21 protein-coding genes and 1 pseudogene are annotated in these 25,835 nt (G+C 46.1%); 2 read left to right on the forward strand and 20 right to left on the reverse strand.

What is annotated here, in order from left to right; genetic code table 11:
* Positions 1-11: 11 nt before the first annotated feature.
* The 20 genes and pseudogenes from AC6I2O_RS14040 to AC6I2O_RS14135 all read right to left on the reverse strand — a co-directional run bounded on the left by AC6I2O_RS14040 (position 12) and on the right by AC6I2O_RS14135 (position 22,698).
* Positions 12-968 (reverse strand): zinc-dependent alcohol dehydrogenase, encoded by a 957-nt coding sequence (locus tag AC6I2O_RS14040; protein ID WP_497742998.1) that lies wholly within the window; start codon positions 966-968, stop codon positions 12-14.
* Positions 969-988: 20 nt separating this feature from the next.
* Positions 989-1,777: an FGGY-family carbohydrate kinase gene (locus tag AC6I2O_RS14045; RefSeq protein ID WP_497743340.1), complete on the reverse strand. Its 789-nt coding sequence runs from the start codon at positions 1,775-1,777 to the stop codon at positions 989-991.
* Positions 1,778-2,404: pseudogene (locus tag AC6I2O_RS14050) on the reverse strand (FGGY family carbohydrate kinase); the annotation flags it as partial. It lies immediately after the preceding gene.
* Between the two features lie 34 nt (positions 2,405-2,438).
* Positions 2,439-3,875, reverse strand: coding sequence for an IS66 family transposase (gene tnpC / locus AC6I2O_RS14055; protein ID WP_497741574.1), 1,437 nt, complete (start codon positions 3,873-3,875; stop codon positions 2,439-2,441).
* Between the two features lie 315 nt (positions 3,876-4,190).
* Positions 4,191-4,319 carry a hypothetical protein gene (locus AC6I2O_RS14060; protein ID WP_497742999.1) on the reverse strand — a complete coding sequence of 43 codons (129 nt, stop codon included), beginning with the start codon at positions 4,317-4,319 and terminating at the stop codon, positions 4,191-4,193.
* A 21-nt stretch (positions 4,320-4,340) separates the two neighbouring features.
* Positions 4,341-5,054, reverse strand: coding sequence for a deoxyribose-phosphate aldolase (gene deoC / locus AC6I2O_RS14065; RefSeq protein ID WP_120393062.1), 714 nt, complete (start codon positions 5,052-5,054; stop codon positions 4,341-4,343).
* 13 nt (positions 5,055-5,067) lie between these two features.
* Positions 5,068-6,990 carry an oxidoreductase gene (locus AC6I2O_RS14070; RefSeq protein ID WP_497743000.1) on the reverse strand — a complete coding sequence of 641 codons (1,923 nt, stop codon included), beginning with the start codon at positions 6,988-6,990 and terminating at the stop codon, positions 5,068-5,070.
* A 15-nt stretch (positions 6,991-7,005) separates the two neighbouring features.
* Positions 7,006-7,665 carry a ThuA domain-containing protein gene (locus tag AC6I2O_RS14075; RefSeq protein ID WP_147412309.1) on the reverse strand — a complete coding sequence of 220 codons (660 nt, stop codon included), beginning with the start codon at positions 7,663-7,665 and terminating at the stop codon, positions 7,006-7,008.
* A gap of 23 nt (positions 7,666-7,688) precedes the next feature.
* Entirely contained in the window at positions 7,689-8,522 is an 834-nt protein-coding gene (locus tag AC6I2O_RS14080) for an aldo/keto reductase (RefSeq protein WP_497743001.1), read from the reverse strand.
* Between the two features lie 32 nt (positions 8,523-8,554).
* The gene (locus AC6I2O_RS14085; protein ID WP_497743002.1) at positions 8,555-10,582 is read right to left on the reverse strand and encodes a glycoside hydrolase family 31 protein; all 2,028 of its coding nucleotides are present in this window, start codon (positions 10,580-10,582) and stop codon (positions 8,555-8,557) included.
* Positions 10,583-10,971: 389 nt separating this feature from the next.
* Entirely contained in the window at positions 10,972-12,516 is a 1,545-nt protein-coding gene (gene rny / locus AC6I2O_RS14090; protein WP_497743341.1) for a ribonuclease Y, read from the reverse strand.
* Positions 12,517-12,644: 128 nt separating this feature from the next.
* A complete protein-coding gene (locus AC6I2O_RS14095) occupies positions 12,645-13,250 on the reverse strand; it encodes a regulatory protein RecX (RefSeq protein ID WP_497743003.1) in 606 nt (201 codons plus the stop codon).
* A 77-nt stretch (positions 13,251-13,327) separates the two neighbouring features.
* On the reverse strand, positions 13,328-14,413 hold the full coding sequence (gene recA / locus AC6I2O_RS14100; protein ID WP_120393055.1) for a recombinase RecA: 1,086 nt from the start codon (positions 14,411-14,413) through the stop codon (positions 13,328-13,330).
* A 556-nt stretch (positions 14,414-14,969) separates the two neighbouring features.
* On the reverse strand, positions 14,970-16,001 hold the full coding sequence (gene rseP, locus AC6I2O_RS14105) for an RIP metalloprotease RseP (RefSeq protein ID WP_120393054.1): 1,032 nt from the start codon (positions 15,999-16,001) through the stop codon (positions 14,970-14,972).
* Position 16,002: 1 nt separating this feature from the next.
* Entirely contained in the window at positions 16,003-17,145 is a 1,143-nt protein-coding gene (locus AC6I2O_RS14110) for a 1-deoxy-D-xylulose-5-phosphate reductoisomerase (protein WP_120393053.1), read from the reverse strand.
* Positions 17,146-17,200: 55 nt separating this feature from the next.
* Complete coding sequence (locus AC6I2O_RS14115) at positions 17,201-18,013, reverse strand: phosphatidate cytidylyltransferase (protein WP_120393052.1); 813 nt, start codon at positions 18,011-18,013, stop codon at positions 17,201-17,203.
* 3 nt (positions 18,014-18,016) lie between these two features.
* Positions 18,017-18,724, reverse strand: coding sequence for an undecaprenyl pyrophosphate synthase (gene uppS / locus AC6I2O_RS14120; RefSeq protein ID WP_120393051.1), 708 nt, complete (start codon positions 18,722-18,724; stop codon positions 18,017-18,019).
* A gap of 50 nt (positions 18,725-18,774) precedes the next feature.
* The gene (gene frr / locus AC6I2O_RS14125) at positions 18,775-19,326 is read right to left on the reverse strand and encodes a ribosome recycling factor (protein WP_497743005.1); all 552 of its coding nucleotides are present in this window, start codon (positions 19,324-19,326) and stop codon (positions 18,775-18,777) included.
* Between the two features lie 35 nt (positions 19,327-19,361).
* Complete coding sequence (pyrH, locus tag AC6I2O_RS14130) at positions 19,362-20,057, reverse strand: UMP kinase (protein WP_120393049.1); 696 nt, start codon at positions 20,055-20,057, stop codon at positions 19,362-19,364.
* Positions 20,058-20,130: 73 nt separating this feature from the next.
* Complete coding sequence (locus AC6I2O_RS14135) at positions 20,131-22,698, reverse strand: cation-translocating P-type ATPase (RefSeq protein ID WP_120393117.1); 2,568 nt, start codon at positions 22,696-22,698, stop codon at positions 20,131-20,133.
* Positions 22,699-22,997: 299 nt separating this feature from the next.
* Between AC6I2O_RS14135 and AC6I2O_RS14140 the strand changes: the two genes are divergently transcribed.
* Both AC6I2O_RS14140 and AC6I2O_RS14145 read left to right on the forward strand, forming a co-directional pair.
* Positions 22,998-24,305: a phenylacetate--CoA ligase family protein gene (locus AC6I2O_RS14140; RefSeq protein WP_497743006.1), complete on the forward strand. Its 1,308-nt coding sequence runs from the start codon at positions 22,998-23,000 to the stop codon at positions 24,303-24,305.
* A gap of 59 nt (positions 24,306-24,364) precedes the next feature.
* Positions 24,365-25,819, forward strand: a complete 1,455-nt coding sequence (locus AC6I2O_RS14145) for a lipopolysaccharide biosynthesis protein (RefSeq protein WP_497743007.1) — start codon at positions 24,365-24,367, stop codon at positions 25,817-25,819.
* Positions 25,820-25,835: the final 16 nt, after the last annotated feature.

Raw genomic sequence — 25,835 nt, forward strand, 5'->3', positions numbered from 1 at the left:
GTTCATCTTTATCAGTCAATTGGTGTTAGGCCAATACGAAGAATACTCTTATCACCTGCTGCAATCAGGTCAAGTCCCTTCTGGACATCCGTGAACGGGAATTTGTGAGTAACAAATTCGTCAAAGTTGATCAGACCCTTCTGCTGAAAATCAAGCATCTTTATGTATGGAACCTTGTTGTATGCATATTCGTGACCGGTAGAAATCAAACGTGCAAACTTACAATGGAACTCCAGGAAATCAAACGGAACCGGTTTGCAGCATACACCGAACATACCAATCGTTCCCTGGCAGCGTACACAATAAACCGTCTGCTGCATGGGCTCACATTCACCGGAAAACTCCAGCACTACATCAAAGCCCTTGCCATCGGTTAGTCTTTTTGACTCTTTGACAACATCAATAGCATTGGGATCAAGCGCCAAGTCTGCGCCGTAACGCATGGAACGCTCCCGCTTAAATTCTGACGGATCTGTAACAATGATCTGTGTTGCACCCGCCAGCTTTGCAAAGATCAGACCAAAGGTGCCTGCACAGCCCTGGCCAGAGATCAGAACATGGTCGCCAGGTTTTACACACTGTCTGACCAGAGAGTATGCACAGGAGGAAACCTCCATCATTGCCGCTGCTTCAAAAGAGCAGTTATCCGGAATCTTAAACATCAGATCCGGAGTATGCGCCGTATACTCTGCCATAACGCCGGTTTCGCCCTTGTATGCTACCCGGTCGCCCGGCTTAAATCCCGTAACATTCTTGCCTACCTCAACAACGGTTCCGGCTGCCTCATGGCCCAGATACGCAGGGAACGGATTCGTAGCCGGATAGATTCCCTGGATAATGTGGGTATCTGTCTTGGAACAGATGCAGGCGATCCCCATCTTGATCAGAACCTGATCATCGTTGATCTTTGGGATTGGAACCTCTTTCACTACAACTTCATTTACTTTTTCTACAAATACACATTTCATTCTTTCTCACCTCATAAAAACTACACATTCATCTGATCACTCAGATCACACAGCGAATCATTCAATGACTGGTAGAACCCGTACTGACGATTATATTTTTCCACAGCCTCCGGATTCGGAGCAATGACCGCTTCAATCTCATGCAGCTCGTCAATTCGGTCAAAGTTTTCCCACAAACCATAGCCAACGGCCGCACAGGCTGCTGCGCCAAGAGCAGCTGCCTGCTGATCAATATTTGATTTCAGAACCGTAGCACGATAGATATTTGCATAAATCTCACGCCAGAGCGCGCTCTTACTGCCTCCGCCGACCAGAAGAATATCTTCCTCAATGTCAGTCAGTTCGCGAATCTTATCCAGACATGCACGCTGTCCGAATGCGATACCCTCCATAGCGGCGCGGATCATGTCCGCACGGGTATGTGAAAGATCCAGTCCTGCATATCCTCCGCGGACATTGACGCTCTTATCCATCGGCATGCCGCCGCCCAGACTTGGATTGAAAATCATACTGTCTGCACCAGTTGCGCCTTCCGCCTCTTTTCCCATCAGATCGTAAACATCCTCACCACTCTCATCAGCCTGCTTCATCAGATCTTTACAGAGCTGGTCGCGAACCCAGCGAAAGCTTGTTCCGCCGGAAGTAATACAAAGAGCGGATGCATAATACTCAGGGACCACATGTGCAAAAACATATGGGCGTGATGTCTGTTCCAAAAGAGGCGCTTTACTTGACACTGCAATCCAGCAGCATGAACCAAGGCTATTGTAAACTCTTCCCTCGCGAAAAGCTTTTGCCCCAAGCGCCATGCAGGAATTATCTACGCCTCCGGCTACAATTGAGGTATTGGCAGAAAGCCCCAGCTCTGCGGCCACTTCTCCTCTGATCTTGCCAATCACCTGTGTGGATGGTACTACTTCCGGGAAAATCTCTGCCGGAAGTCCCATGGCCTTGATCAGTTCATCAGAATAGTTCCACGCTTTCAGATCCCATACGCCATAGCCGGATGCATACGAAGGGTCCGTTGCCAGGCGCCCCGTCAATTTGTAATTGACATAGTCCTTTGTTCCGATCACTTTATCAATCTGCTCAAACATAGCCGGTTCTTCATCCCTGTACCAAAGGATTTTAAAAGCTGCATACATTGCCGGAGTAAATCCGTTGCCAGTCAGCATATACCAGTCTTCTTCCGCATACCGGGAAAACACCTCATTTGCCTGTTTCACTGCTCTGGTATCTGACCAGATCGGAGTTCTTTCACGAAGCAGCCCGCCGTCTTTGCCAATCGGAACAGCGCCGAGGCTATGTCCGGAAATACCGCAGCATACAACCTCTTCCGGATTAATGGACGTACTCCTGAGTAGTCTCTTCGTGCTTTCCTTTACAGCCTCCCACCAGTCATCCGGACGCTGTTCATGCCAGCCCGGCTGTGGATAATATGTATCGTATGGTAACTATTCAGAGCCAACACTATTCAAAGATGAAATTAGGGTGGCCTGAAATTGCATTTTTGATTGCTTCGTAAGCATTGTATCCCTGCTTATGTGCCGTACCAACGTAGGACATGATTTTCAGATAATCTCTGGCGCCTTCTTCAGTTCGGAAGCAGCCGGATACTTTGGTCTTAACCTTTATCATCCGAAGATCACGCTCTGCCTGGTTGTTATCAAACGGAACCATGAAGTTATGGATAAAAAGGCAGACCGAGGCCTTGTGATTCGCAAGGCGTTCTACCAAGGCAAGGATTTTTCCCTTTTTCTTCCGTCCACGTTTTTTCTCTGTGGTTTCCAGAAGAGGATTTTCTTTCCTTGCCAGTTCGAGGAGTTCATCATACTTCTTATCGAACTTATGATAGTGATAATAGCTCAGAGAGTCCTTGCCTTTCTCTATCGCTTTCTCTTTGACCTTTTTCATTTCCAGTAAAAGGTTTATAAACGCAGATGTCCATTTCTGGTCAGGATGATTTTCATTTATCCCTGTCAGCTCACGGAGTAGATGGGCACAGCAGACTGCATGCCGTATATCCAAGTAGTTCCAGTAGGAAGCCCAGCAGTCATGCATGGCAATCCCTCTGAATTCTGGGAGAACACCGCATTGCTCCATGCCTTCGGTCCCACGTTTGGGACTGATATCAAGATAGGTATATTCACAGTTTGAGGCATCATGAACCCACCAGAGCTTTTTATCCACTCTGGTTCCGGTTTCATCGAAATGTCCAAGTGAGGAACCGATCATCTTATCCTTTATCTTACCGACTGTTTCACTCAGGCTGTCAGCGCATCTTTTTACCATGCTGCTGATCGTTCCTGTTGCAATCGGAATGTTAAATACTCCGGAAAGAATCTCATGAGTGCGTTTGATGCTGACTGCACCCACGGTGTTTAATGCGACAGATAGTGCCTGCAGGTTTTCACCATATTGTACGGTTGCTTTTACATCAGAAGGGAATTCTCCTCTGCGGGTGTCCCCATGCAGCATACAGATTGGAAGTTCCAGTGCCTGATGTTCTGTTACATTGACTGTAACAACCGCATCAATCACATGGCGTTTTTCTGCGATGCATGCGGTGCCTTTACACATCTGATAGTGCGGACATCCTCCGCATGAGGATGGCATATGCCTGACGATTTCGTCCGGAGCTGTTATCACCGCCAGATGTGTTCCCTGGTGTCCGCTCTGCCCGCCAGCTTTTTTCCCGGATGGCTTCCGGAGACTCTTTGGGGCAGGCTTTTTAAAGCCATCGCTGGATGGCGGTTTGGAACTGTTTTTGGAATTCTTGTTAAGCTGTTCCTTCAGTTCCTGTATGGTCTGATTGAGTTGGGCAATCAACTGAGTCTGAGCAGCGATAGTTGTTGATAATGCTTCATTTTGTTGTAATAACTGTTTAATCAGTTCATCGTTTGTCAACCGGACCACCTTCTTCCGATAAAATTTGATACTTCTATTTTAACGGAAAATGAGCCAAAAAGCGAATCATATCGTTTTGGTGTACTGTCAAAATGACGGTGGATAACCAGAAAAAATCAGAGATTAACTGCCGATAACTCTCGGATAAAATTGACAAATAGTCCATTATTAGGCTGTGATCAAGGATTGATGATGCCATAATCCACAGGCCAAAAGCACTTGGCAGTTATATTGAAAAGTTATCCACTTTTCGTGATAAAGTAATGGTAAAACAGAAATTTTATTTTCTCTGTTTTGACCAAAAATCAATATGCACTAAACGGGGTGCTGAATAGTTACATCGTATGAAACAAATTCCGATGCCAGACACATTCCGGATTCGTCATACAAAGAAGCCTTATTTCCGCCAGTCCCTAAATCCCAGCCAATGATTTTTCGCCCCATTACCCTCCATCCTTTCGTTCATTATTCTTCTGTATTCAAAAATAACTGCCCGTCTTTTGCACGCACGCAGGCCTCCTCCAGAATAGCCTTAGAAGAACGGGTGCCGCAGCGGACAACTCCCAGAGCCATAATGGCCAGACAGTCATCCAGGGTCTTTACACCGCCGGCTGCCTTAACCAGCATGCCGTCTGCATGATCGACCATAATCTTCAGATCAGGAAGCTTTGCACCGGAGCCTGCGTAGCCTGTTGAGGTCTTAATAAAATCAGCGCCGGCTGCCTTTGCAATCTCGCAGGCTTTTACAATCTGCTCATCGGTCAGATAATGATTCTCAAAAATCACCTTCAGCTTCGCATTTCCCTCATGTGCAGCTGCAGCCACTTCTGCAATATCTCTGGCGACATAATCATATTCACCGCTCAAAAAACGACCGATATTCATGACCATGTCTACTTCAACTGCCCCTTTGTTTACAGCATCAACGGTTTCAAATACCTTTGTTTCCGTTGTACAGGTCCCGTGCGGGAAGCCGATAACTGTTGTCGGAAGTACCTTGGTTCCCTCAAGTTCCTTGCAGACAATCGGCAAATCAGACGGTCTGACACAGACAGATACTGTTTTGTATTCCTTAGCCAGGGTACAGCCCTCTACCAGTTCGCTGACTGTAATATCCGGGCGCAGCAGAGAATGATCCAATACATCGGCTACATCCTGTACTGTAATTTTCTTTTTCATTTCCCGTTTCCTCCTATAAATTAAGCATTGCCTTCCAAGCTTCATGTGTCGCATGGTATACCTTGCCAGCCTTAATGCAGTCGCCGACACATACTGCGTTCGGAAGTTTCCTGAACGCACTTACCTGCTCACTGTCTGCTCTCAAACCGGTAGCTAAAATAACTGCCTCGGCCCGGACTTCTTTTGTCTCCCCATTCTCATCCAAATAAAGAATCCGCTCTTCTTCAATTGCAGAGGCTCTGCAGCCAAGCAGCACTTTAACACCATTCTGCTCCAGCTTGTCTGCCAGGATCTGTCTGGCAACAGGGTCATGCTCTGGTGCGATTGCATCGCGCATTTCCAGAACAGCCACACCCTTTACCTTCTCTCCAGAAAGGTGCAGTGCGGTCTCTGCGCCAACCATACCTCCACCGATCACCGCAACATATTTATCCTTCATCTGCTCTGTATCGTAACAATCCGGCTTGATAGCACGCTCCACCCCCTTGATTGGCGGAACAATATAGTTCGAACCGACTGCAACAATGACGTGATCAAACTGCATATTCTGTATTTCTTCTGCGCTTACCCTTCTGTTCAGGCGAACGTCGACATTCAGCTTTTTCATCTGACGAATCTGCCATTCCATAAATCTCCTGAGCCCGGCCTTGAATGCCGGAACACCGGCTTCATTCAGATGTCCGCCGAGCCGGCCGCTGCTTTCAAACAGAACCATCTCATGTCCCTGCAATGCACCGATCCGGGCACATTCCATACCAGCCGTACCTCCGCCGACTACAATGATCCTTTTTTTCTTTTTGGCCTTCTTCAGCTGATATTTTTCTTCCTGTCCTGCCGCAGGATTTAACTCACAGCGAACCGGAAGTCCTTTCAGCATACGTGAAAAACATCCTTCATTGCCGCGGCAGCACGGTCTGATGTCCGCTGCCTCTCCACTGCTTAACTTATTGGGCCAATCCGGATCTGCAATAAACGCACGCCCAAAAACAGCTGCATCAAAGCAATCCTGCTCCAAACATTCCTCACCGGATTTGTAATCCAGCGCTCCAACGCCAAACACGGGCACCAAATCTTTGATCTCCTGATATACATTTCGGATTTGTGAAGCTAACGTAGGCGCATCCACATAACACGGAGTGATCATCACCTTGCCGCAGGTTTCGCTGAATCCTGCCGAAAGATTAATATAGTCCACATACGGCGCAATCAGCTTTGCTGTCTCTGCCGCCAGCTCCTCCGTCATTCCGCCCTCGAGGCCATCCGAAATATTCATTCTGACTCCAAGAATAAAATCGCAGTCAACATTCTTCCTTGCTTTTTTCAACACTTCGATCAGAATACGCGCGCGGTTTTCCACGCTGCCGCCATACTGGTCCTCTCTTTGATTTCTTAGAGGTGACAGGAAAGAGCTCAGAAGGTAGCCATGTGCCGCATGGAATTCAACACCATTGAAACCCGCCCAACAGGCTCTTCGGGATGCCTGCGCAAAGCTGTCTTCAATCTCTCCAATCTGTGCCTCTGTAAGAACCTGATATTCTTTTCCAGCAGAAGGTGCCGTATACAGCGACGGATACAAGACTGGGCTGTTATTTGCCGCCGGATTTGCCTGCGGACCGCCGTGTGACAGCTGCATGATAGCCAAAGCCCCCTCCTCCCGTATCGCATCAGCCAGCAAACTCTTGCCTGCAATCATATGATCACTGTAAAAACCAGAAGAAATAATTCCTGAACGGCTGGAAAATTCATCAATATATGTATTCTCAATAATGACTGCACCCGCCCCGCCGTGTGCTCTCGCCTTATAATATTCGATCATTTCTTTGCTCACGCCGCCATCCGGCATATTCAGCCTGGCTTCCATGGGAGCCATAACGATGCGGTTGCGCATGACCGTGTTTCTGATTTTAATCTGCTCCAATAATAAATTATTTCCCAATTGTTCTCACCTCAGTTATCTCTTATTACAGGTCCATTCAATTGCATTTTTCAAAACCTTTCTGAAGGATTCGTTGCCGAATGCAACTCCATCATGTCCGAGAGACATCGCAAATACGCGGGACTGCTTATAACTCTTGGCCCATGCCAAAGTCTTGATACTCTTTTCACAGGTTGTGCTGAGAATAATGTCGCAATCCTCACCAGCATCCTGCAGCAGGAAGGTTTCATCAATCATATTCCAATCTTTCAGGCCTTCTGCAATCGGATGATTCGGTTCAGCTACATGAATGTCAACATTTACACCGCCAAAGTAATCAAAACGGCGATCTGGAATACTCAGCAGATCATTCCAGCCCGACCATTCCGGATGGGAGAGAATCGCATGATGCAATACAACGATACCCTGGCCGCTCTCACCGATTTTAAAGAGCGTCTCACCGACCTTCTTATGGCCGCCAGCAAAGGTTTCCTCCGGATCAGGAGTTTCCATGGACATATTGTAGAATACAAATCCATCATACTGGTCGTTAATTCCAGAATAATCATACTGATAATTGTTCAGCAGCATGGGAACCACTTCTATTCCCTCCATCTCATCAAACATTTTCTTGAATGAAATCTCATCAAACGGATGCATATCCAAGATTAAACCAATTCTTAATTTCTTCTCCATTTTTTTCCTCCATTTTCTTCCTTTTACCAATCAAAATTATGTGGATCTCCTTCGTACAGGTTCTGATTTAAAGCGTCAATTGCCGCCATCTCCTCTTGTACAAGTTCAAAATCAAACAGTTGCGTATTCTGACGGATCAAATCCTCATCTGTTGCCCCAGGAATCGGAATCACTCCATTCTGGATATCCCAGCGGAGTGTGATTTGGGCCGTTGTTTTTCCGTATTTTTCAGCAATTGTTTCAAGTACTGGATCGTTCAGAATCAGGCCCCGATGTAATGGGCTCCAGGCCATAACTGCAATATCATTTTCTTTGCAGAAGTGAATCAGTTCTTTGCGTGTATTATACGGATGTACCTCAATCTGATTGATCATTGGCTTGATTCTGCAAGAAGCAAACAGTGACTCCAACTGATCAATTTCAAAATTGCTGACCCCGATCGAACGTGCCATGCCCTTCTCGTAAAATTCTTCCATGTACTTCCAGGCTTCAATATATTTCCCCGGAACCGGCCAGTGGAGCAGATATGCATCAACATAATCTGTATCCAACTCTTTCAGGCTGTACTCAATCGCTTCGCGCTGTGTTCCCTGACGCATATTGTCGTTCCACATTTTTGTAAGAACAAAAATATCCTCACGGGCGATTCCGCTTTCACGCATCGCCTGCCCGACCTCCCCCTCATTTTCATAGCAGGTCGCTGTATCGATCAGACGAAATCCATTTCTAAGCGCTTTTTCAACCGCACCAACGGTATATCCCGCATATGGCTTACGCTCAACTGTACAAGTACCAAAAGCCAGGCACGGAATCTGAACACCATTGACCAATGGTTTTTTTGTTGTCATATCAATCATACCTGAATTCCTCCTTTCTCCAGTTTGTTTTATTAGCTTTGGAAAAGCTCTGTCAGCTTCGCATCACTGGCAAATACCGGAATGTATTCCAGTGGCGCCGCGCACTCGATCGTCTGGCCGCCGTCAAAACGTTCCTTCGTATAAACATTGACCCAGCTGCGGCCTGACGGCAGGTAAACCGTTCTGCTTCGGGCGCCTTCATCCATGATCGGTGCGACCAGAAGATCGTCGCCAAACATGTATTCATCCTCGACGCTCCAGCAAAAAATATCTTCAGAAAAATCCATAAACAGCGGCCTCATCGGCGGAATTCCCGTCTTATGTGCCTGATCCATGGCAGTCATCACATACGGACGAAGTCTTTCTCTGAGCAGAACCATGTTTTTAAGAATCCCGTAGTTTTCCTCGCCAAAGCTCCAAAGCTCGTTCGGACCGCAGGACTCTACATCAAATAAACCAGAATCCGCTACCTCTTCCACTTCACCAGATGGCGCGTCAAGCGGTTTTCTGTGTCCATGAAGCCGAAGAACCGGACAGAACACACCGTACTCAAACCAGCGGACCAACAGTTCTCTGAAAGAAGCCGACTGCGTATCACCGCCGTAGAAACCGCCAATATCCGTGGTCCACCAAGCCATACCTGAAACAGCCGCGTTGAGCCCGGCTTTGATCTGCAGTTTCAGCATCTTGAAGTTGCTCTGAATATCGCCGGACCACAAGACAACCCCGTATTTCTGGCATCCCGCCCAGGCACATCTCGTAAGATTGATTACATCTTTTATTCCCGACTGAATCATTCCCTCATAGAAGCCCTGTGCTGCGGCCACTGGATAATAATTGCCGACCTCCATACTGCTTCCAAGATAGTGTCTGTAATTATCGAAATCGTAGAAAGTATATTCTGGTTCAGTCTCATCCAGCCAGAACATTCGGATGCCATACGGATCCAGATAATTCTCTTTGATTCGGTCCCAGACAAAGGCACGTGCTCCTGGATTCATGGCATCGTAATGAACCGGTGAGCCAAGGCAGATATAATTCGTCCGAACCCCACGGTCACTTTGAATCAGATAACCATTTGCTTTCATTTCTGCATAGTTCTCAGAACGGGGTTCAACAGTCGGCCATACGGAAACCATCAGCTCAATTCCCATACTGTGCAATTCTTCCACCATAGCTTTCGGGTCCGGCCAGTTTTTCTTGTCAAACTTCCAGTCACCCTGCTGCGGCCAATGAAAAAAATCAATCACAATAACCGACAACGGAATCCCTCGCTTTACATATTCGCGTGCAACACTAAGCAGCTCATCCTGTGTCTTATAACGAAGCTTGCATTGCCAGAAACCGGCTGCCCATTCCGGGAATTTTGGGGCTCTTCCGGTAACTTCTGTGTATCTGGAAACGATCTGTGCCGGAGTTTCCTCTGTAGTTACCCAGTAATCAATATCTGTGGATGCTTCTGCAATCCACTCCGTCATATTATTGGCAAAGGTAACGCTGCCATAGCCTGGATTGTTCCAGAAAAACCCATAGCCACGATTGGATACAACAAACGGAATCGTTGCCTGAGAATTTCTCTGCGCCAGTTCAAACCGACATCCTTTCAGATCTAGTTGAGAAATCTGATGCTGCCCAAGTCCGAAAAATTTTTCTCCCTCATATGCCTCCAACCGAAGGGTACATTTCGACAAACGTTCACCTAAATGCCTTCTAATCTCATGCCCGTAATACATGAGCGGAATATGGTTAGCCGGATCATCCCTTGTCTGCCACTGCTCCGCAAACAGCAATTCACCAGAAGCCTTATAAAAGGACAATGCGCCAAACTCATCCATCTTTGCTGTCAGATTTCCATTGGTAACTGTAAATCCCTTCTCATTGACCTCAATCTCTGGTTCGAGCTCCGCTACCTCAATCAGCGCCCAGTCTCTTGGGGAAAAATCCGGTTCTTTTGTAATCCGTACTCTAAAGCTGTTCTGACCATACGTCTCAATTCGCATGAGCTCTGTATCATAACGCCAGCAAAGAGCATTTCTCTCCTTCCAGGTAATTCCTTTCATTCTTTCTTTTCCTTTCGATTATTTTTGTTTTTATTTTGTTTGTTTTCGATTATATATTGTGTACATAAATGTGTCAATCTCTTTCGTTTACTTTTGTTTGTTTTCTATTTTTTGTACAATTTTTCGTTTCAAATTTTGTGTATTATTATTTACGTATCTGCCCCCCCACTTTGTGTCTTGATCTATGATTGCCCAAATAAAGGAATCATTAAAAGAATGGAATAAATAAGAAAAAATAAATGATGTTAGAAAAGGTGATATTGCCATTTCTGAAAATTTATTACAAAAAAAGAGTAGATTATACATTTGATGTATAATCTACTCTTTAAAGAACTTGTGTATTTAGCTTAACTTATTGACATTGATTTCCCAACAGACCCTTGTCCAAACTATTTTGCATAATCAACAACACGACTTTCACGGATTACGCTGATCTTAATCTGACCAGGATATTCCAGCTCGGCCTCAATCTGCTTCGCAATATCTCTTCCCAGTAGTACCATATCAGAATCATTTACCTGATCCGGAACTACCATTACCCGAATTTCTCTACCTGCCTGAATAGCAAAGGATTTCTCAACACCCTTAAAGGTATTTGTAATATCTTCTAACTGTTTTAATCTGTTTGTATATGTTTCAAGTGTTTCACGTCTTGCGCCCGGACGAGCTGCTGAAATCGTATCCGCAGCCTGAACGATGCAGGCAATCAGTGACTCCGCTTCAACATCACCATGATGGGACTCAACCGCATTGATCACGGTCGCCGACTCTTTATACTTCTTACAAAGATCAGCACCGATCTGAATATGGGAACCTTCTATCTCATGGTCAATGGATTTGCCGATGTCATGCAATAATCCAGCACGTTTGGCCATTCTTATATCAACACCAATCTCTCCGGCAAGAAGCCCGGAAAGCTGCGCCACCTCAATGGAATGCTTCAGAGCATTCTGACCATAACTTGTCCTGTATTTCATACGACCAAGCAAACGCACCAGTTCAGGATGGATACCGTGTACACCTACCTCAAGTGTCGCGGATTCTCCTTCCTCACGGATTATTGTTTCAACTTCTTTCTGTGCTTTTTCCACCATTTCTTCAATTCTGGCCGGATGGATTCGACCATCAACAATCAGTTTTTCAAGCGCAATCCTTGCGACTTCTCTTCTGATTGGATCAAAGCCTGACAAAATAACAGCTTCCGGAGTGTCGTCAATGATCAAATCCACGCCGGTCAGTGTTTCAAGTGTACGGATATTCCGGCCTTCCCGACCGATAATCCTACCCTTCATTTCGTCATTTGGCAACTGCACTACAGAAATCGTAGTTTCTGCTACGTGATCAGCAGCACATTTCTGAATCGCTGTAACCACATACTCTTTTGCTTTTTTGTTTGCTTCTTCTTTTGCCCTGCTCTCAAGCTCTTTATAGAGCTTGGCAGTGTCAATTTTTACTTCATCCTCAACAGTTTTTAAAAGATATTCTTTTGCTTGTTCAGAGGTAAGTCCTGAGATTCTTTCGAGTTCCTGGAGTCTTTGTCCACGAAGCTTTTCTGCCTCTGCGTTCTTTTTCTTCAGCTCTTCTTCTTTTGCTGTAAGACCTGATTCCCTGCGTTCCAGAGCTTCGGCTTTCTTGTCAACACTTTCTTCCTTTGACAATACCCGCTTCTCATAGCGCTGCAATTCTGTCCGGCGTTCTCTCGTCTCTTTTTCCAACTCATTCTTTGTCTTCAAAGATTCTTCCTTCGCTTCGAGAAGTGCCTCACGCTTTTTTGTCTCTGCAACCTTCAATGCATCATCAATAATCTGTCTTGCCTTTTCCTCAGCACTGCCAAGTTTCGCTTCCACTACATTTTTTCTGTAATTTATAGCAACAAGAACGGATATCGGTACCGCAAGAACCAGTGTAATTACGACAGCAATACAGGCCATCATTACTGTTCCAGGCACAGGAGCACCTCCTTATTCAATTTTCATTGTCCGTAAACAACAGTTCAATTCTATACTGTTTTGTTACTTATGTCAAGTAATTGTGCTCCTGTTTTAAAATTTTCGTCAACAATTCAATCAAAATTCCGTATTTCTTTCTGTATTGCCGAAATACTGTAACCTCTTCGTGCTAAAAAGCGATATATTCTCTCTGTTTCCTTGCGGTCCGCCTGTTCATAAGAATATCCCTTTTTTTCCAGCCAGTTTCGTATCTGAATCCCTTCATCCGGACAGTCAATCTGTTCTTTTGCCGCTTCAATATCCTCTTTTGAGATACCTTTCTGATACAACTCCTGCTCCAGCTGGCGCATACTCTTACTGTCACTTCGATATTCTATATAATTGGCTGCGTAACGCACATCGTCAATATAATGATACTGCTTTACATAAAAAACAGCCAGAGTGATGATATCTTCCGGATAAAAAAGCGTCCTGAGCTTTCTACGAACCTGTTCCTCTGTCCGATCCGAATTCTGCAAAAAATGCATAGCGCAAAGCTTTGCGCGCTTCGGAAGAAGCTCCTGCAAAATCTCCGTTTCCGCCGCTTCCCGCAGTACTCCTGCTTCCCGAATGTCATAGTGATCCAACTCTTTTCCATAAAGCGGAAACTGAAAATCATCCTCCAAAACCACCAGATATCTTCCGCCTGTCAGCTTTCTGATCTCACAAATCTGTCTCATGCTTCTATCATTTTATGCTTTTATTTTTTATACTTTTACTATTTTATCAACTGCTGCTTTTGTCACGTCATCCGTATTTATACCATGCCACCTGCTGTCTTTGTGTCTCTGTTTGGCTCTGCTGCCGTATTTCCCGCACCGTTTTCATCTTCGGCTGCGTCCTCTGCTTCGATCAGGCCACAATGCTCGCGCACCTTTCGGTCAACTTCTGCCATCATCTCCGGATGCTCTTTTAGATAAGTCTTAGCGTTCTCACGCCCCTGCCCGATCTTCTCGCCATTGTAAGCATACCAGGCTCCGCTTTTGTTGATAATATTATTATTCGCTGCAAGATCTAGAACATCTCCCTCTCTTGAAATACCTTTTCCGAACATAATATCAAATTCTGCTTCTTTAAAAGGCGGTGCAATCTTATTTTTCACTACTTTTACACGGGTTCTGTTTCCAATGACTTCTCCGCTCTGCTTCAGGGCTTCAATCCGGCGTACATCCAAGCGAATGGAAGAATAAAACTTTAACGCACGGCCACCGGTCGTCGTCTCTGGATTACCAAACATGACTCCTACTTTTTCGCGCAGCTGATTGATAAAAATAACGCTGCAATTTGACTTACTGATAATACCTGTAAGCTTTCGCAGTGCCTGGGACATCAGACGTGCCTGAAGGCCCACATGCGAATCTCCCATATCGCCGTCAATTTCCGCCTTCGGAACCAGCGCTGCCACAGAGTCCACAATAATAATGTCCACAGCTCCCGAGCGAACCATTGTCTCCGTAATTTCCAAAGCCTGCTCTCCATTATCCGGCTGGGAAATATAAAGATTGTCAATATCCACCCCTATATTTTTCGCATATACCGGGTCCAATGCGTGCTCTGCATCAATAAATCCCGCAATACCGCCCCGCTTCTGTACCTCGGCAACCATATGCAATGCCACTGTCGTCTTACCGCTGGACTCCGGACCGTATATCTCCACAATCCTGCCCTTCGGAACACCTCCAAGCCCAAGTGCAATATCAAGACTGAGTGCGCCGGTCGACACTGTCTCTATATTCAAAGCTGCTCCTTTATCTCCAAGCTTCATCACGGAACCTTTACCAAACTGTTTCTCTATCTGCGCAAGCGCAGCGTCTAATGCTTTCAGCTTCTCATCCTGTGCCATATCTTTCCCTCCATCGAACTAACGTTCGTATTTTCTTGTTCCATCGTAGTATAAAAACAGCAAAATGTCAAGCGTTACTTAATAAAATTTTCCTGACATCATAACCCACTTTTCCTGAATCATCCTCAACGCACTTTCTTTTTTTACTCTATATATCTCATATTGTATATAAAAACTTTCTATTTGTCAATACAGCAAAAACCATTACTTGAACAAATGAAACAAAGTTCTGTTTCCATTCTACACCTTTAAAATCGACTCCTTCAAAAACTGCTCGAACAAAATTAATCTGCCCTTTTCATAAAGCCGTTTTTTTACTTTTACCTGATTAAAAACTCTTTTCCAATGTCAGCGCCCTGGTAACAGATACAAAATAAGGGGTGACTTCTTTGCTTGGAACCCCGTTTTTGTGCCTGTTACCAGGGCGTGTCCTATTCGCAGCAACGTTCCATCTATCTTTCCTCATGCAACAAAATACCGCTGCCTGAGACCCAAACTATTCAGTCGCATCAGACAACGGTAATCTTTTTCATACCGGTATATACCACGCTTCTTCTCAGAAGAATATTTTTCTCACATCGTTGAACATGACAACCACCATGGAAACCAGGAGCAACATCAGACCTGCAAAATGTATCTTTGCTTCTGTCTCCGGATTCACACGTTTTCTTCGTATCGCTTCAAGCAGCAAAAATACAAGCCGGCCTCCATCCAGAGCAGGAATCGGCAGAAGATTCATAACTCCAAGGTTCGCTGTCAGCAAAATCGCGACATTCATCAGATTCAGCCAGATATACAACAGACCATCTGATTTACTCTCCTCATACGTATCTCCGATCACATCTACAACACCTACCGGACCGGAAACATCGTTGAGATTCACCCCGCCGTGCAAAAGCATTTTCAGACTCTGTATCGTCAGATCAATCCAGTAATACACCTCATATGCGCTGTATTTGACGGTTTCCATCACATTCGTTTTATGCCTGTAATTGACACTTCCTGAAATTCCATACTTGTAGCCCTGCTGCGTCATGACCGGCTCCACCGTTGTGGTGTAAGTCTGACCATCCCGTTCATACTCAAATACCACCGGTTCTCCTTCATGAAACATGGAATAATTCTGCACTTCACGATACAGACGGATGCTCCGGCCATTCATCTTCGTGATCCGATCACCGGCCTGCAATCCGGCCTCCTGCGCCGGCATTCCCTCGCTTACTCCCAACAGAATCGGAACATCGTAACCTATATTGCCAATAATAAACAAAGAGAGCACAAATGCAAGAAGGAAATTAAAAACCGGCCCTGCCACAATCACTGAAATTCTCGCCCACACGGATTTACTGCCAAAGGTTCCCTCACCGTCCTCGTCTTCATCCTCTCCCAACATCATACAGGAGCCTCCGAACGGAAGAAGTTTCAGAGAATACCTCGTACCGCCCCACTCATGACTCAGAAGTCGTGTTCCCATACCCAGGGAAAATTCCACAACCGTAATTCCATTGAGTTTTGCAAACAGAAAATGTCCCAGCTCATGTATGATAATAATGACGCTGAACACGAGAAGTGCTATAAGAATCTTCAATCTACCACCTGCTTTCAATAAATTCGTATACGCTCTGTTCCGTATCAAGAATCTGATTCACATCCGGGTGTTCTATTACCCGGTGACAGTCCATGCAACAACGTATGATTTCATAGATCTGCACAAAACCAATCTTCTGCTTTAAAAATTTGCTCACTGCACGTTCGTTTGCCGCATTGAATACAGTTGGCATCGAGCCTCCTATTCTGGCCGCCTCAAACGCATATGCCAGTCCCTTAAAGGTCTCAGTATCCGGATTCTCGAACGTAATGCTCCCGAGTTTTGCAAAATCCAGCCGTTCTCCGGCCAGATAACGACGCTCCGGATAATAAAGTGCATACTGAATTGGCAGTTTCATATCCGGAGTCCCAAGCTGAGCCATTACTGCTCCGTCCTGAAACTGAACCATCGAGTGAATTACACTCTGCGGCTGAATGACTACCTGAATCTGATCTAGCTCCGTGCCGAACAGCCATCTGGCTTCCATTACCTCCAGTCCTTTATTCACCATACTGGCAGAATCAATCGTAATCTTCTGTCCCATTGCCCAGTTCGGATGCTTCAGCGCATCTGTAAGCCCTACATTCTGCAACTCTTCCCAGCTCTTTGTCCGAAATGGCCCGCCGGATGCCGTAAGCAGAATTTTATCAATCTGTCTGCCATTTTCGCCGTTTAAGCACTGAAAAATGGCGCTGTGTTCACTGTCCACCGGCAGAATCCGAATACCGCATTCTTTTGCCAGTGGCATAATAATATGCCCTGCTGTCACCAGAGTTTCTTTATTCGCAAGAGCAATGTCCTTCCCTGCGCGTATTCCTTCTATTGTCGGCAAAATTCCGATCATCCCGACAATCGCTGTCACCAGAACTTCCGCTTCCTCACACACGGCGACCGCCTTCAGTCCGTCCATCCCGGAGAGAACTGTAACCTGCATATCAGCAACGGAAAGACGAAGCTGTGCCGCATCCTTTTCCTCCCATACCGCAGCAAGCCTTGGCTTAAATTCTCGGATTTGCTGCTCCAGAAGTTTTATATTTCTGCCTGCGGCCAATGCTGCCACACGAATATCCCCATTTGCACGGACTATTTCCAGTGTCTGCGTACCGATCGACCCTGTAGAACCTAAAAGTGATATTGTTTTCATTTGTATCCTTTCCCGCTCGCCTGTGTTCTCCCACACATGCTCCAGAACAGACGCTTTATCCCATCAGCGCCTGCGCCAGATAATAAATAACCGGAGCGATAAAAATCACGCTGTCAAACCGATCCAGAATGCCTCCATGCCCGGGAATCAGCTTTCCATAATCCTTAATCCCATGATTCCGTTTGATTGCCGATGCCGCCAGATCTCCCACCATAGAAATGAGCGCTCCTGCCGCACAAATCATTGCAAAACTTACCATGTAATTTTCATTTTCACTTATATGTCCGGAAATTGCCGCCGCATAGGCTACGCCCAGAAGCGCTGCACCAACTACGCCTCCCACGGCACCCTCCACGGATTTCTTGGGACTTAATTTGGGAGCCATTTTGTGTTTCCCGATCAGCATCCCAACGCAGTATGCACACGTATCACATCCCCAGGATGCCAGGAAAATCAGCCACACCAGAAACGCGCCGTTCTTCATACAGCGGAGCTCATAAATATAGGAGAGCATAACCGCCACATACACCACGCCAAAAAATGCCCCCGTCACCTGATCTGTTGTGTAGCGCGGATAAGTAAAAACGTAGACTCCCATAAACAGAATCAACAAAGCAATCAGCGCTGTCATAGTATATGCTGTAAAACCTGAAATTACTATTGTATAATATCCAAAACATCCCAAATATCCGACTGCGGCAAGCGGAGAAAATCTTTTATCCTCAATGCCAAGCGCTTTATACAGTTCCAACAACCCAATAATTGAGATTGCAAGCAACGTCGCTGCAAGCACCGGCCCACCGGTAATCATCACTGCAAGCGCAACCACAACCAGAACAATTCCGCTGATCAATCTCGTACGAAACATTATCTATTCCTCCTTCACACCACCGTAACGCCGGTCCCGGTTGTTAAATTTTTCAATGGCACTTTGCAGGTGTTCTTTTTTAAAAGCCGGCCACGGCACATCCGTAAAATAAAACTCTGTATAGGCAAGCTGCCACATCAGATAATTGGAAAGTCTCTGCTCTCCGCTCGTGCGAATCAGCAAATCCGGGTCTGGAATCCCTGCCGTATCAAGATAATCCGAAAAACATTCCTCCGTAATCTCCTGCGGCAACAGCTTCCCGTCGCAGCAGTCTGACGCCACGCGCCGGATCGCCCTTACAATCTCATCCCGGCTCCCATAGTTAATCGCAATCTGAAAATTCAATCCCGTGTTGTCCTTTGATGTTTCGACCAGCTTTCTCAGACTTTCCTGCAAATCCGGAGCAAGGGCAGACGGATCGCCAAGAACCCGTACCTTCATATTGTTATCTCTTGCTGTCTTGATACAGGTTTTCGTGTAACTCCGGAACAGTTTCATCAACGCATCCACTTCATCTCTGGAACGTTTCCAGTTTTCTGTCGAAAAAAGATACACGGTAAGATATTTGATTCCCATATGATAGGCATCCTCACAGATGATTTCCAGATTCTTCGCTCCCCGCATATGTCCGTAGTTGCGTGGCATTCCTTTACTTTTTGCCCATCTCCCGTTCCCGTCAAGAATGATTGCTACATGCTGCGGAATTACCATAACTCTTTCCTCCCAAAAAAAGGGGGGCATGGCGCTGCCCCCAAAATATCTTATACTGTCAGAATCTCTTTTCCCTTTTCGTCTACTGCGTTCTCAATATCTTTAATATATTTATCTGTCAGTTTCTGAATTTTATCCTCCAACTCTTTAATTTCATCTTCAGAAACGTCCGTCTTGCCAAGTTTTTTCAGATAGTCATTTGCATCACGGCGGATATTGCGAACAGCAACCTTTGCCGCCTCGCCTTTTTTCTTCACATCCTTCACAAGATCTTTTCTGCGCTCCTCCGTAAGCTCCGGGAAGATCAGGCGAATGATACGTCCGTCATTGGATGGATTGATGCCAAGATCTGAAGTCAGAATTGCTTTCTCGATCGCTTTAACCAGAGAAGCTTCCCACGGCTGAATCTGAAGTACACGCGGTTCCGGTACTGTGATATTTCCTACCTGCTGAAGCGGGGTCGGTGTTCCGTAATAATCGACTTTTATCTTGTTCAGTACGTTCGGATTTGCACGGCCTGCACGAATCGTCCCAAATTCCGCCAAAAGGTTGTTATACGTTTTTGTCATCTTTTCATCATAAACTTTAATTCTTTCATCCATTTCTCTTTCCTCCTGTTATGGTATCTTATTTTTCCTTATACAGTAACCTTTGTGCCATCCAATGTCCCGTTTACCGTATTTACAATACTATTTTCCTGATTCAGCCCGAACACAAGCATCGGCATATGATTCTCCATGCACAGAATCGATGCTGCCATATCCACAACCCCGAGCTTTTTGTCAATGACCTCCTGGATGGAAATTTCACTGTATTTTTTCGCATCCGGATGATCTTTCGGGTCACTGTCATAAACGCCGTCGATTGATTTTGCCAGGAGAATCACCTCAGCCTCGATCTCAATGGCGCGAAGTACCGTCGCTGTATCTGTTGAGAAGTACGGATGCCCCGTACCGCCTGCGAAGAATACCACCCGTCCCTGGGCAAAATACTCGTTCACCTTGTCTTTTGAAAATAACTCTGTAAACGCACCGCACGCAAACGGTGTCATAATCGCTGTCCCAATCCCGACACAACGGAATATCTCAGAAACATAAATGCAGTTCATCACAGTCGCCAGCATCCCAATCTGATCTGCCTTCGTACGGTCAATCCGCTCACTGGAACGGCCGCGCCAGAAGTTTCCGCCTCCGATCACAATGCCAATCTCCATCCCTGCATCCACAAGCTTTTTCACCTGCTCTGCCACGCCAAGGACTGTCGGCTCATCAAATCCAGTCTTCTTATCTCCGGCCAGCGCTTCACCGCTCAGCTTTAAAAGAACTCTTTTCATGGGTTCTTCTCCTTCCATTCCTAAATTTAATGATTAAAGTATACCAGCATTTTCCTGCAAAATCTACTAAATTTTATGATGTGTGTCTCTGCCTTTGCCGCCTCTGCATATACATCTCAGAAAGCTTTCTGATTCCGATACTCAGATAACGGAACACCGGCTCGGTGATGATTGCAAAAATAACCAGAAGCATGATCGTTTTCTTGGAAATTCCCGTAATCGCAAATACCTTGCTGACAAACGTCATACAATAGATCAGACCGCCTGCCATTCCAAACCACAGAATCCAGTGGATCTTTGTCATCGGTGATGCGATCTGGTACAGAATCATCAATCCGACAATAGCCAGAATAATCGTCGATGCAGTCGATACATCTCCTTCGCTCACATTAAACTCCATGCAGAACAGATAAAGCGAACTGATGACGATAAAATCTGTCAGACCGCCGGGCAGTGCTTTAAACAGCACATTGCTCAGAAAATGGCCCTGTATACGGTCCGTATTTTGTTCCTGTGACATAACGAACGCAGGAATACCAATCGTAAACATACTGATCAGAGAAATCTGTGACGGCTCCAGAGGATAATTGACCATCAGCAGAATCGTCAGGATAGAGAGACACAGCGAGAAAATATTCTTTACAAGGAACAGGCTGGCTGTTCTCTCGATATTGTTAACCACACGACGGCCCTCAGCCACTACGGAAGGCATTCTGCCAAAATCGGATTCCAGAAGAACGATCTGGGCCACCTGGGCTGCCGCGTCGCTGCCGGACGCCATTGCAATACTACAGTCTGCGTCCTTAAGCGCCAGGACATCGTTGACACCGTCACCTGTCATCGCAACCGTATGCCCTGCCTTTTTCATTGCACTTACAAGCTGTCGTTTCTGGGTCGGTGTCACACGGCCAAATACTGTATACTTTTCTGCCGCAGCTTTCAGCTGCTCATCATCCGTCAGCGTCGTGGCATCCACGTAAGAATCGGCATCCGAAATACCAGCCTCTTTTGCCACCTCCGATACCGTGACAGCATTATCGCCGGAAATGACCTTGATCTTAACGCCCTGCCTTGCAAAATAACGGAAGGTTTCCGGTGCATTTTCACGAATCGGATTGGCCAGAAGAATCATTCCCATCGGGTCCGCCGGCTGCGTGAGCTTCTCACCATTTAAAATCCCCTGATACTTTGCAAAAACAAGCACACGATAGCCCTGCCTGCTCCAGCATTCAATCTGCGCAGCGTACTGGTCATAGTTTTCCTGCAAAATAAACTCCGGCGCACCAAGTACGTAATTTGCATCCTCAAAAACGGCGCCGCTGTATTTTGTCGCTGATGAAAAGGAATAAACCTTTTCCGGGCGCTTGCCACTGCGCTTCCGGAAATAATCCTTGATCGCTTTCATCGTAATATTATCCGTAGCCATAGCAGCTGCAAAATCGCCTACTGCCAATTCCATTTCCGCTGCTTCCTCGACACTAAAAGCAGCTTCCAAAGCAAATGCTTCCACCTCTTTCTCAGCAGCCTCCAGCTGCGCACCATCTGACGCAACTCCAGCATCTGATCCAGCCACAGCCCCAGGAGCTGTCTGCACCATATCACTAATTTTACGTAAAGGCAGCATCTTTTTAACAGACATTGTATTGTCCGTAATCGTTCCGGTCTTATCCACGCACAGCACGTCAACACGGGCGAGCGTCTCAATACATTTCATATTGTGAACCAGAACCTTCTGCATCGCAAGACGCATAACACTGACTACTAGCGCCGCACTCGTAAGCAGATACAAGCCCTCCGGTATCATACCTATAATCGCCGCAACGGTCGCCGTCACACTGCTTTTTAGAGAAGAATTATTGATAAAGTACTGCTGACTGAACAATATAATACCAATCGGAATAATGACGAAACCGACGATTTTAACAAGACGGTCGAGAGATCGGATCATCTCTGAAACTTCTTCATCATTCATGGCTTTGGCTTCCAGCGTCAGCTTCGAAACGTACGAATCCGCTCCCACCTTCTCAACACGGGCCCGGCACTCACCAGAAACGACGAAGCTTCCGGACAGCAGAGAATCCCCTTTCTTTTTGGAAATCTGATCAGATTCTCCCGTAATCAGCGACTCATTGACCAGAATCTCTCCGTCCTCAACCACAGCGTCCGCCGGAATCTGATTGCCTGCCGTAAATATCACGATGTCATCAAGCACCAGCTCTTCCGCCTGTATGACTTTTTTCTCCCCATCACGCACAACCGTGCTTTTCGGTGCATTCAGGATACTTAAATTATCCAGCACTTTCTTGGATCTCATCTCCTGAATGATACCGATCAGCGTATTGGCAATAATGACCGGAAGAAACGTGAGATCCCGAAAAGACCCAACCACAATAAGCAATATGGCAATCACGAAAAAAACCAGATTGAAATAAGTAAAAATATTACTGTAAATTATTTCTTTCTGAGATTTTGACGCAGACTCCACCGCATGGTTCACTTCTCCTTGCGAAATCCGCTCCTGTACCTGCTCCTGCGTAAGGCCGCGCTCCAGCTCAGGCGAATACCGCTTCAGTGGGATAATATTATCCGGAATACGGTACTCTTCCGGAATCACTTTCGTCTTATTCAGCTTCTGCTTCATCGCTTTGAGGCTCCGCCAGAGATCCTTTTCTTCTTTTTGCGGCTGAACCGTCAGTTCAAATTCCTGAAGCTCTTCTTTGTTTTCTAATTCTTCCAACTTTTCCACGTTCAAAACCTCTTCCTGTCTTTCCATTTCATTTTTTAAATCTTACCATACTTTATGTTATTTTTTAACCCTGCAAATTCTGAAATTTTTTTAAACAAATTCCCACAAATTTCCCCGTCACATTCTTTCTTGTCACATAACCTGAATTCTGCTATACTTTTATGCGGAATATCCATAAACAAAGGAGAAAAATCATGCCTTTTCATATACCGAAGAAACTGATGAACGCTACTACTTTTTGGTATCTGCTGCGCCTCGATAAAAGCTGCAGCGCAGACCCGCAAAAGGCCAAAAGCGTTCAGAATCATAAGATACATAAATTAATGAAAAAAGCATACGAAATTCCGTTTTATCGGAAACGATTTGAAGAAAACCATCTGACGCCGGATGATTTTCACAGCAGTGAAGATCTCGTCAAATTCCCGGTCATCACCAAGGATGAGCTGCGCGTCTGGATGAAGAAGCTGTATGATGCACACCCCGAAACCCGCGATCAGTGGGACGCTACCAGCACCAGCGGATCTACGGGTATCCCGCTGCGTCTCTACCAGTCCCAAAGAGAACGTGCCTGCGCGAACGCCAGTTGGATTCGCATTCTTCAGTCCTTCGGGTATCGCCCGTTCACCGGCAAAATGATTTCTTTCGAATCCAGCTACCGTACGGAAAAGAAACAACACGATTCTTTTATCCAGCGTTTCGGGATTTTACAGCGGCGTAAACTCTCCGAAAAACGCTGCGCCGGAGACGGCATGCGCGAAGTCATTCAGGAGCTCAACGAATACAAGCCCGATCTGATCTGCCTTCGCAAAAACTGCATTGTTCGCATTGCTCTGTATGCACAGCAGCATAACCTGACCATCCATCAGCCCAAATGGTACATTCCAGTCAGCGAAATGGTCGATGAGCTCACGCGCAACATTCTCGAAAAAACATTCGGGCCCGGCCTGGTTGACGCTTACGGCAGCGACGAAACCGGAAGCTGTATCATCAAGCGGCCAGGCAAGGACTACTATGACATCTGCAATGATACGCACGTGGTAAACATTTACGACCAGGATGGAAAGCCCGCCGACGAAGGGCGCATCATCATCACCCCGCTTTACAAAACAGAGTTTCCGATTATCAACTACGATATCGGCGATACGGCATCCTCCTATACCAGAAACGGCCTCCGGTACATCACCAGCATTCACGGCCGTCTCAATGATATGATACGCCACGAAAACGGAGAGGATACTTCTGTACTTGAGCTTCGAAAAATACCGAACGGAATTACCGGAATTGCCCAGTTTCGCTACATTCAGGAATCCTATCATGACCTGCGCATTGAACTTGTGCGGGACCCGCAGGATCTTACATACAGCCAGCAAGAAATCTCCGCTTATTTCCTGCAAAAGCTAAGCGATCTGTACGGCGACGAATTCCGCATAACAATCAACTGGCTCGACGCAATTCCGCCTGATCCAAACGGCAAATTGCGCTGCTTTGTATGTGAAATCTAAAAGAGGTATTACATCTGTACGGATTCGTCTTTTGCATACCTTCCTAAGGAGGACGCCAGATGTCTGAGAACACAGGAAAACAAACGTTAAATAAAACTGCTTTCAAGGCTGGGATTTTCTATGTTTTTTCCCAGCTTTTTGTGCGCGGCATTACGTTTTTAATGACGCCCGTATACACGCGCCTTCTGACCCAGGTTCAGTACAATGAAATCAAAATTTTTGAATCCTGGCTCCTGATCTTTGCACCGGCAATGTCCTTGTGTCTCTGGCGAAGTGTCGAACGCGCAAAATACGATGTCAAAGAACATTTCCATGAATTTGTTTCCAGTGTACAGACACTTTCTTACCTGTCGATCACGGGATTTTTCCTTCTGTTTCTTGTTTTTAAAGAGCCATTGCAACGCATCTGCTCCATGACCGACTTTATGATGTACATCGCTTTTCTGTACACGTATGCGCATACCAGCATTTTTTATTACCAGCGGCGCGAAAAGCAGATGATGCGCTACAAGGCCAGCACTGTCTTTACGGCTGCCACAGTCATTCCGGCAACACTCCTTTGCGTGCTTCTCCTCTACCTCGGAAAAACCAGCGGACACGAGGACGCGCTTGTTGCACTGCGCATTGGCGGATATTATATCCCCATGATTCTTGGGGGATTTTTTGTCGCTGTACGGATGATCTGCCAGGGAAAAAAGCTGATTCATCTGACCTACTGGCGCTATGCGCTGCACTTCAGCCTGCCTCTGATTCCTGAGGTTCTTTCCATCCAGATCATGAACCAGGCTGACAAACTCATGGTTTCCCATATGGTCGGAAAAATCAGCGGTTCTATTTTCAATCTTGCTACAAATGTTTCCTATATTATCTGGATTCTCGAGGATTCTGTCTGGAACGCCTGGCTTCCCTGGATGTACGAAAAAATCTCGCGCAAAGAAGAATCGGACATCGCACATGGCTGGAACATCCTGATGCATTCCTTCGGCGTTATCTCCTGGCTCCTCGTGCTGTTTGCGCCCGAGATCGTACTGATTCTTGGCGGCAAAAAATACGGAGACGCTATTTATCTGATCGCCCCCATGGTAACTGGTACCCTGTTTCGGTTCTACAGTTACAGCTATACCGCTGTCCAGAATTATTACAAAAAAACAGGAGCAGTCGCAGCCTCCACCGTTTCTGTCATGATTTTAAATGTTATTTTAAATTATGTATGCATCCGCCAGTTCGGTTATCAGGCTGCGGCTTATACAACCGCCTTCAGTTATCTCGTACTCCTGTGCATCCAGGCTGCCATGGAAAAAAAGCTGACCAAAAAACAGCTGATCCCCCTGCGCCAGACTCTGCTGATCTCCTGCGGGTACTTTGCACTGTGTATCATCACCATGCCGCTCTATTCCTGCCATTTTCTCCTGCGCTGGGCCATCGCCCTGTGCCTCGTTCCACTCGGTTACAGATACTTCACTCCGCATCTGAAAACCATGCTCCACATGCTAAAAAATAAGCCAAAAAAATAGAGGGCCGCGCGCCCTC

This window comes from Blautia sp. St.27G3 (assembly GCF_059728505.1).

What these genes read in the sequence shown, in the direction of transcription:
- AC6I2O_RS14040 (WP_497742998.1), bottom strand. Translation starts at nt 968, where the DNA reads ATGAAATGTGTATTTGTAGAAAAAGTAAATGAAGTTGTAGTGAAAGAG.
- AC6I2O_RS14045 (WP_497743340.1), bottom strand. Translation starts at nt 1,777, where the DNA reads ATGGCGCTTGGGGCAAAAGCTTTTCGCGAGGGAAGAGTTTACAATAGC.
- AC6I2O_RS14060 (WP_497742999.1), bottom strand. Translation starts at nt 4,319, where the DNA reads ATGGGGCGAAAAATCATTGGCTGGGATTTAGGGACTGGCGGAAATAAG.
- deoC (WP_120393062.1), bottom strand. Translation starts at nt 5,054, where the DNA reads ATGAAAAAGAAAATTACAGTACAGGATGTAGCCGATGTATTGGATCAT.
- AC6I2O_RS14075 (WP_147412309.1), bottom strand. Translation starts at nt 7,665, where the DNA reads ATGGAGAAGAAATTAAGAATTGGTTTAATCTTGGATATGCATCCGTTT.
- AC6I2O_RS14080 (WP_497743001.1), bottom strand. Translation starts at nt 8,522, where the DNA reads ATGATTGATATGACAACAAAAAAACCATTGGTCAATGGTGTTCAGATT.
- AC6I2O_RS14085 (WP_497743002.1), bottom strand. Translation starts at nt 10,582, where the DNA reads ATGAAAGGAATTACCTGGAAGGAGAGAAATGCTCTTTGCTGGCGTTAT.
- rny (WP_497743341.1), bottom strand. Translation starts at nt 12,516, where the DNA reads ATGATGGCCTGTATTGCTGTCGTAATTACACTGGTTCTTGCGGTACCG.
- AC6I2O_RS14095 (WP_497743003.1), bottom strand. Translation starts at nt 13,250, where the DNA reads ATGAGACAGATTTGTGAGATCAGAAAGCTGACAGGCGGAAGATATCTG.
- recA (WP_120393055.1), bottom strand. Translation starts at nt 14,413, where the DNA reads ATGGCACAGGATGAGAAGCTGAAAGCATTAGACGCTGCGCTTGCGCAG.
- AC6I2O_RS14110 (WP_120393053.1), bottom strand. Translation starts at nt 17,145, where the DNA reads ATGAAAACAATATCACTTTTAGGTTCTACAGGGTCGATCGGTACGCAG.
- AC6I2O_RS14115 (WP_120393052.1), bottom strand. Translation starts at nt 18,013, where the DNA reads ATGTTTCGTACGAGATTGATCAGCGGAATTGTTCTGGTTGTGGTTGCG.
- uppS (WP_120393051.1), bottom strand. Translation starts at nt 18,724, where the DNA reads ATGGTAATTCCGCAGCATGTAGCAATCATTCTTGACGGGAACGGGAGA.
- frr (WP_497743005.1), bottom strand. Translation starts at nt 19,326, where the DNA reads ATGGATGAAAGAATTAAAGTTTATGATGAAAAGATGACAAAAACGTAT.
- pyrH (WP_120393049.1), bottom strand. Translation starts at nt 20,057, where the DNA reads ATGAAAAGAGTTCTTTTAAAGCTGAGCGGTGAAGCGCTGGCCGGAGAT.
- AC6I2O_RS14135 (WP_120393117.1), bottom strand. Translation starts at nt 22,698, where the DNA reads ATGAAGCAGAAGCTGAATAAGACGAAAGTGATTCCGGAAGAGTACCGT.
- AC6I2O_RS14140 (WP_497743006.1), top strand. Translation starts at nt 22,998, where the DNA reads ATGCCTTTTCATATACCGAAGAAACTGATGAACGCTACTACTTTTTGG.
- AC6I2O_RS14145 (WP_497743007.1), top strand. Translation starts at nt 24,365, where the DNA reads ATGTCTGAGAACACAGGAAAACAAACGTTAAATAAAACTGCTTTCAAG.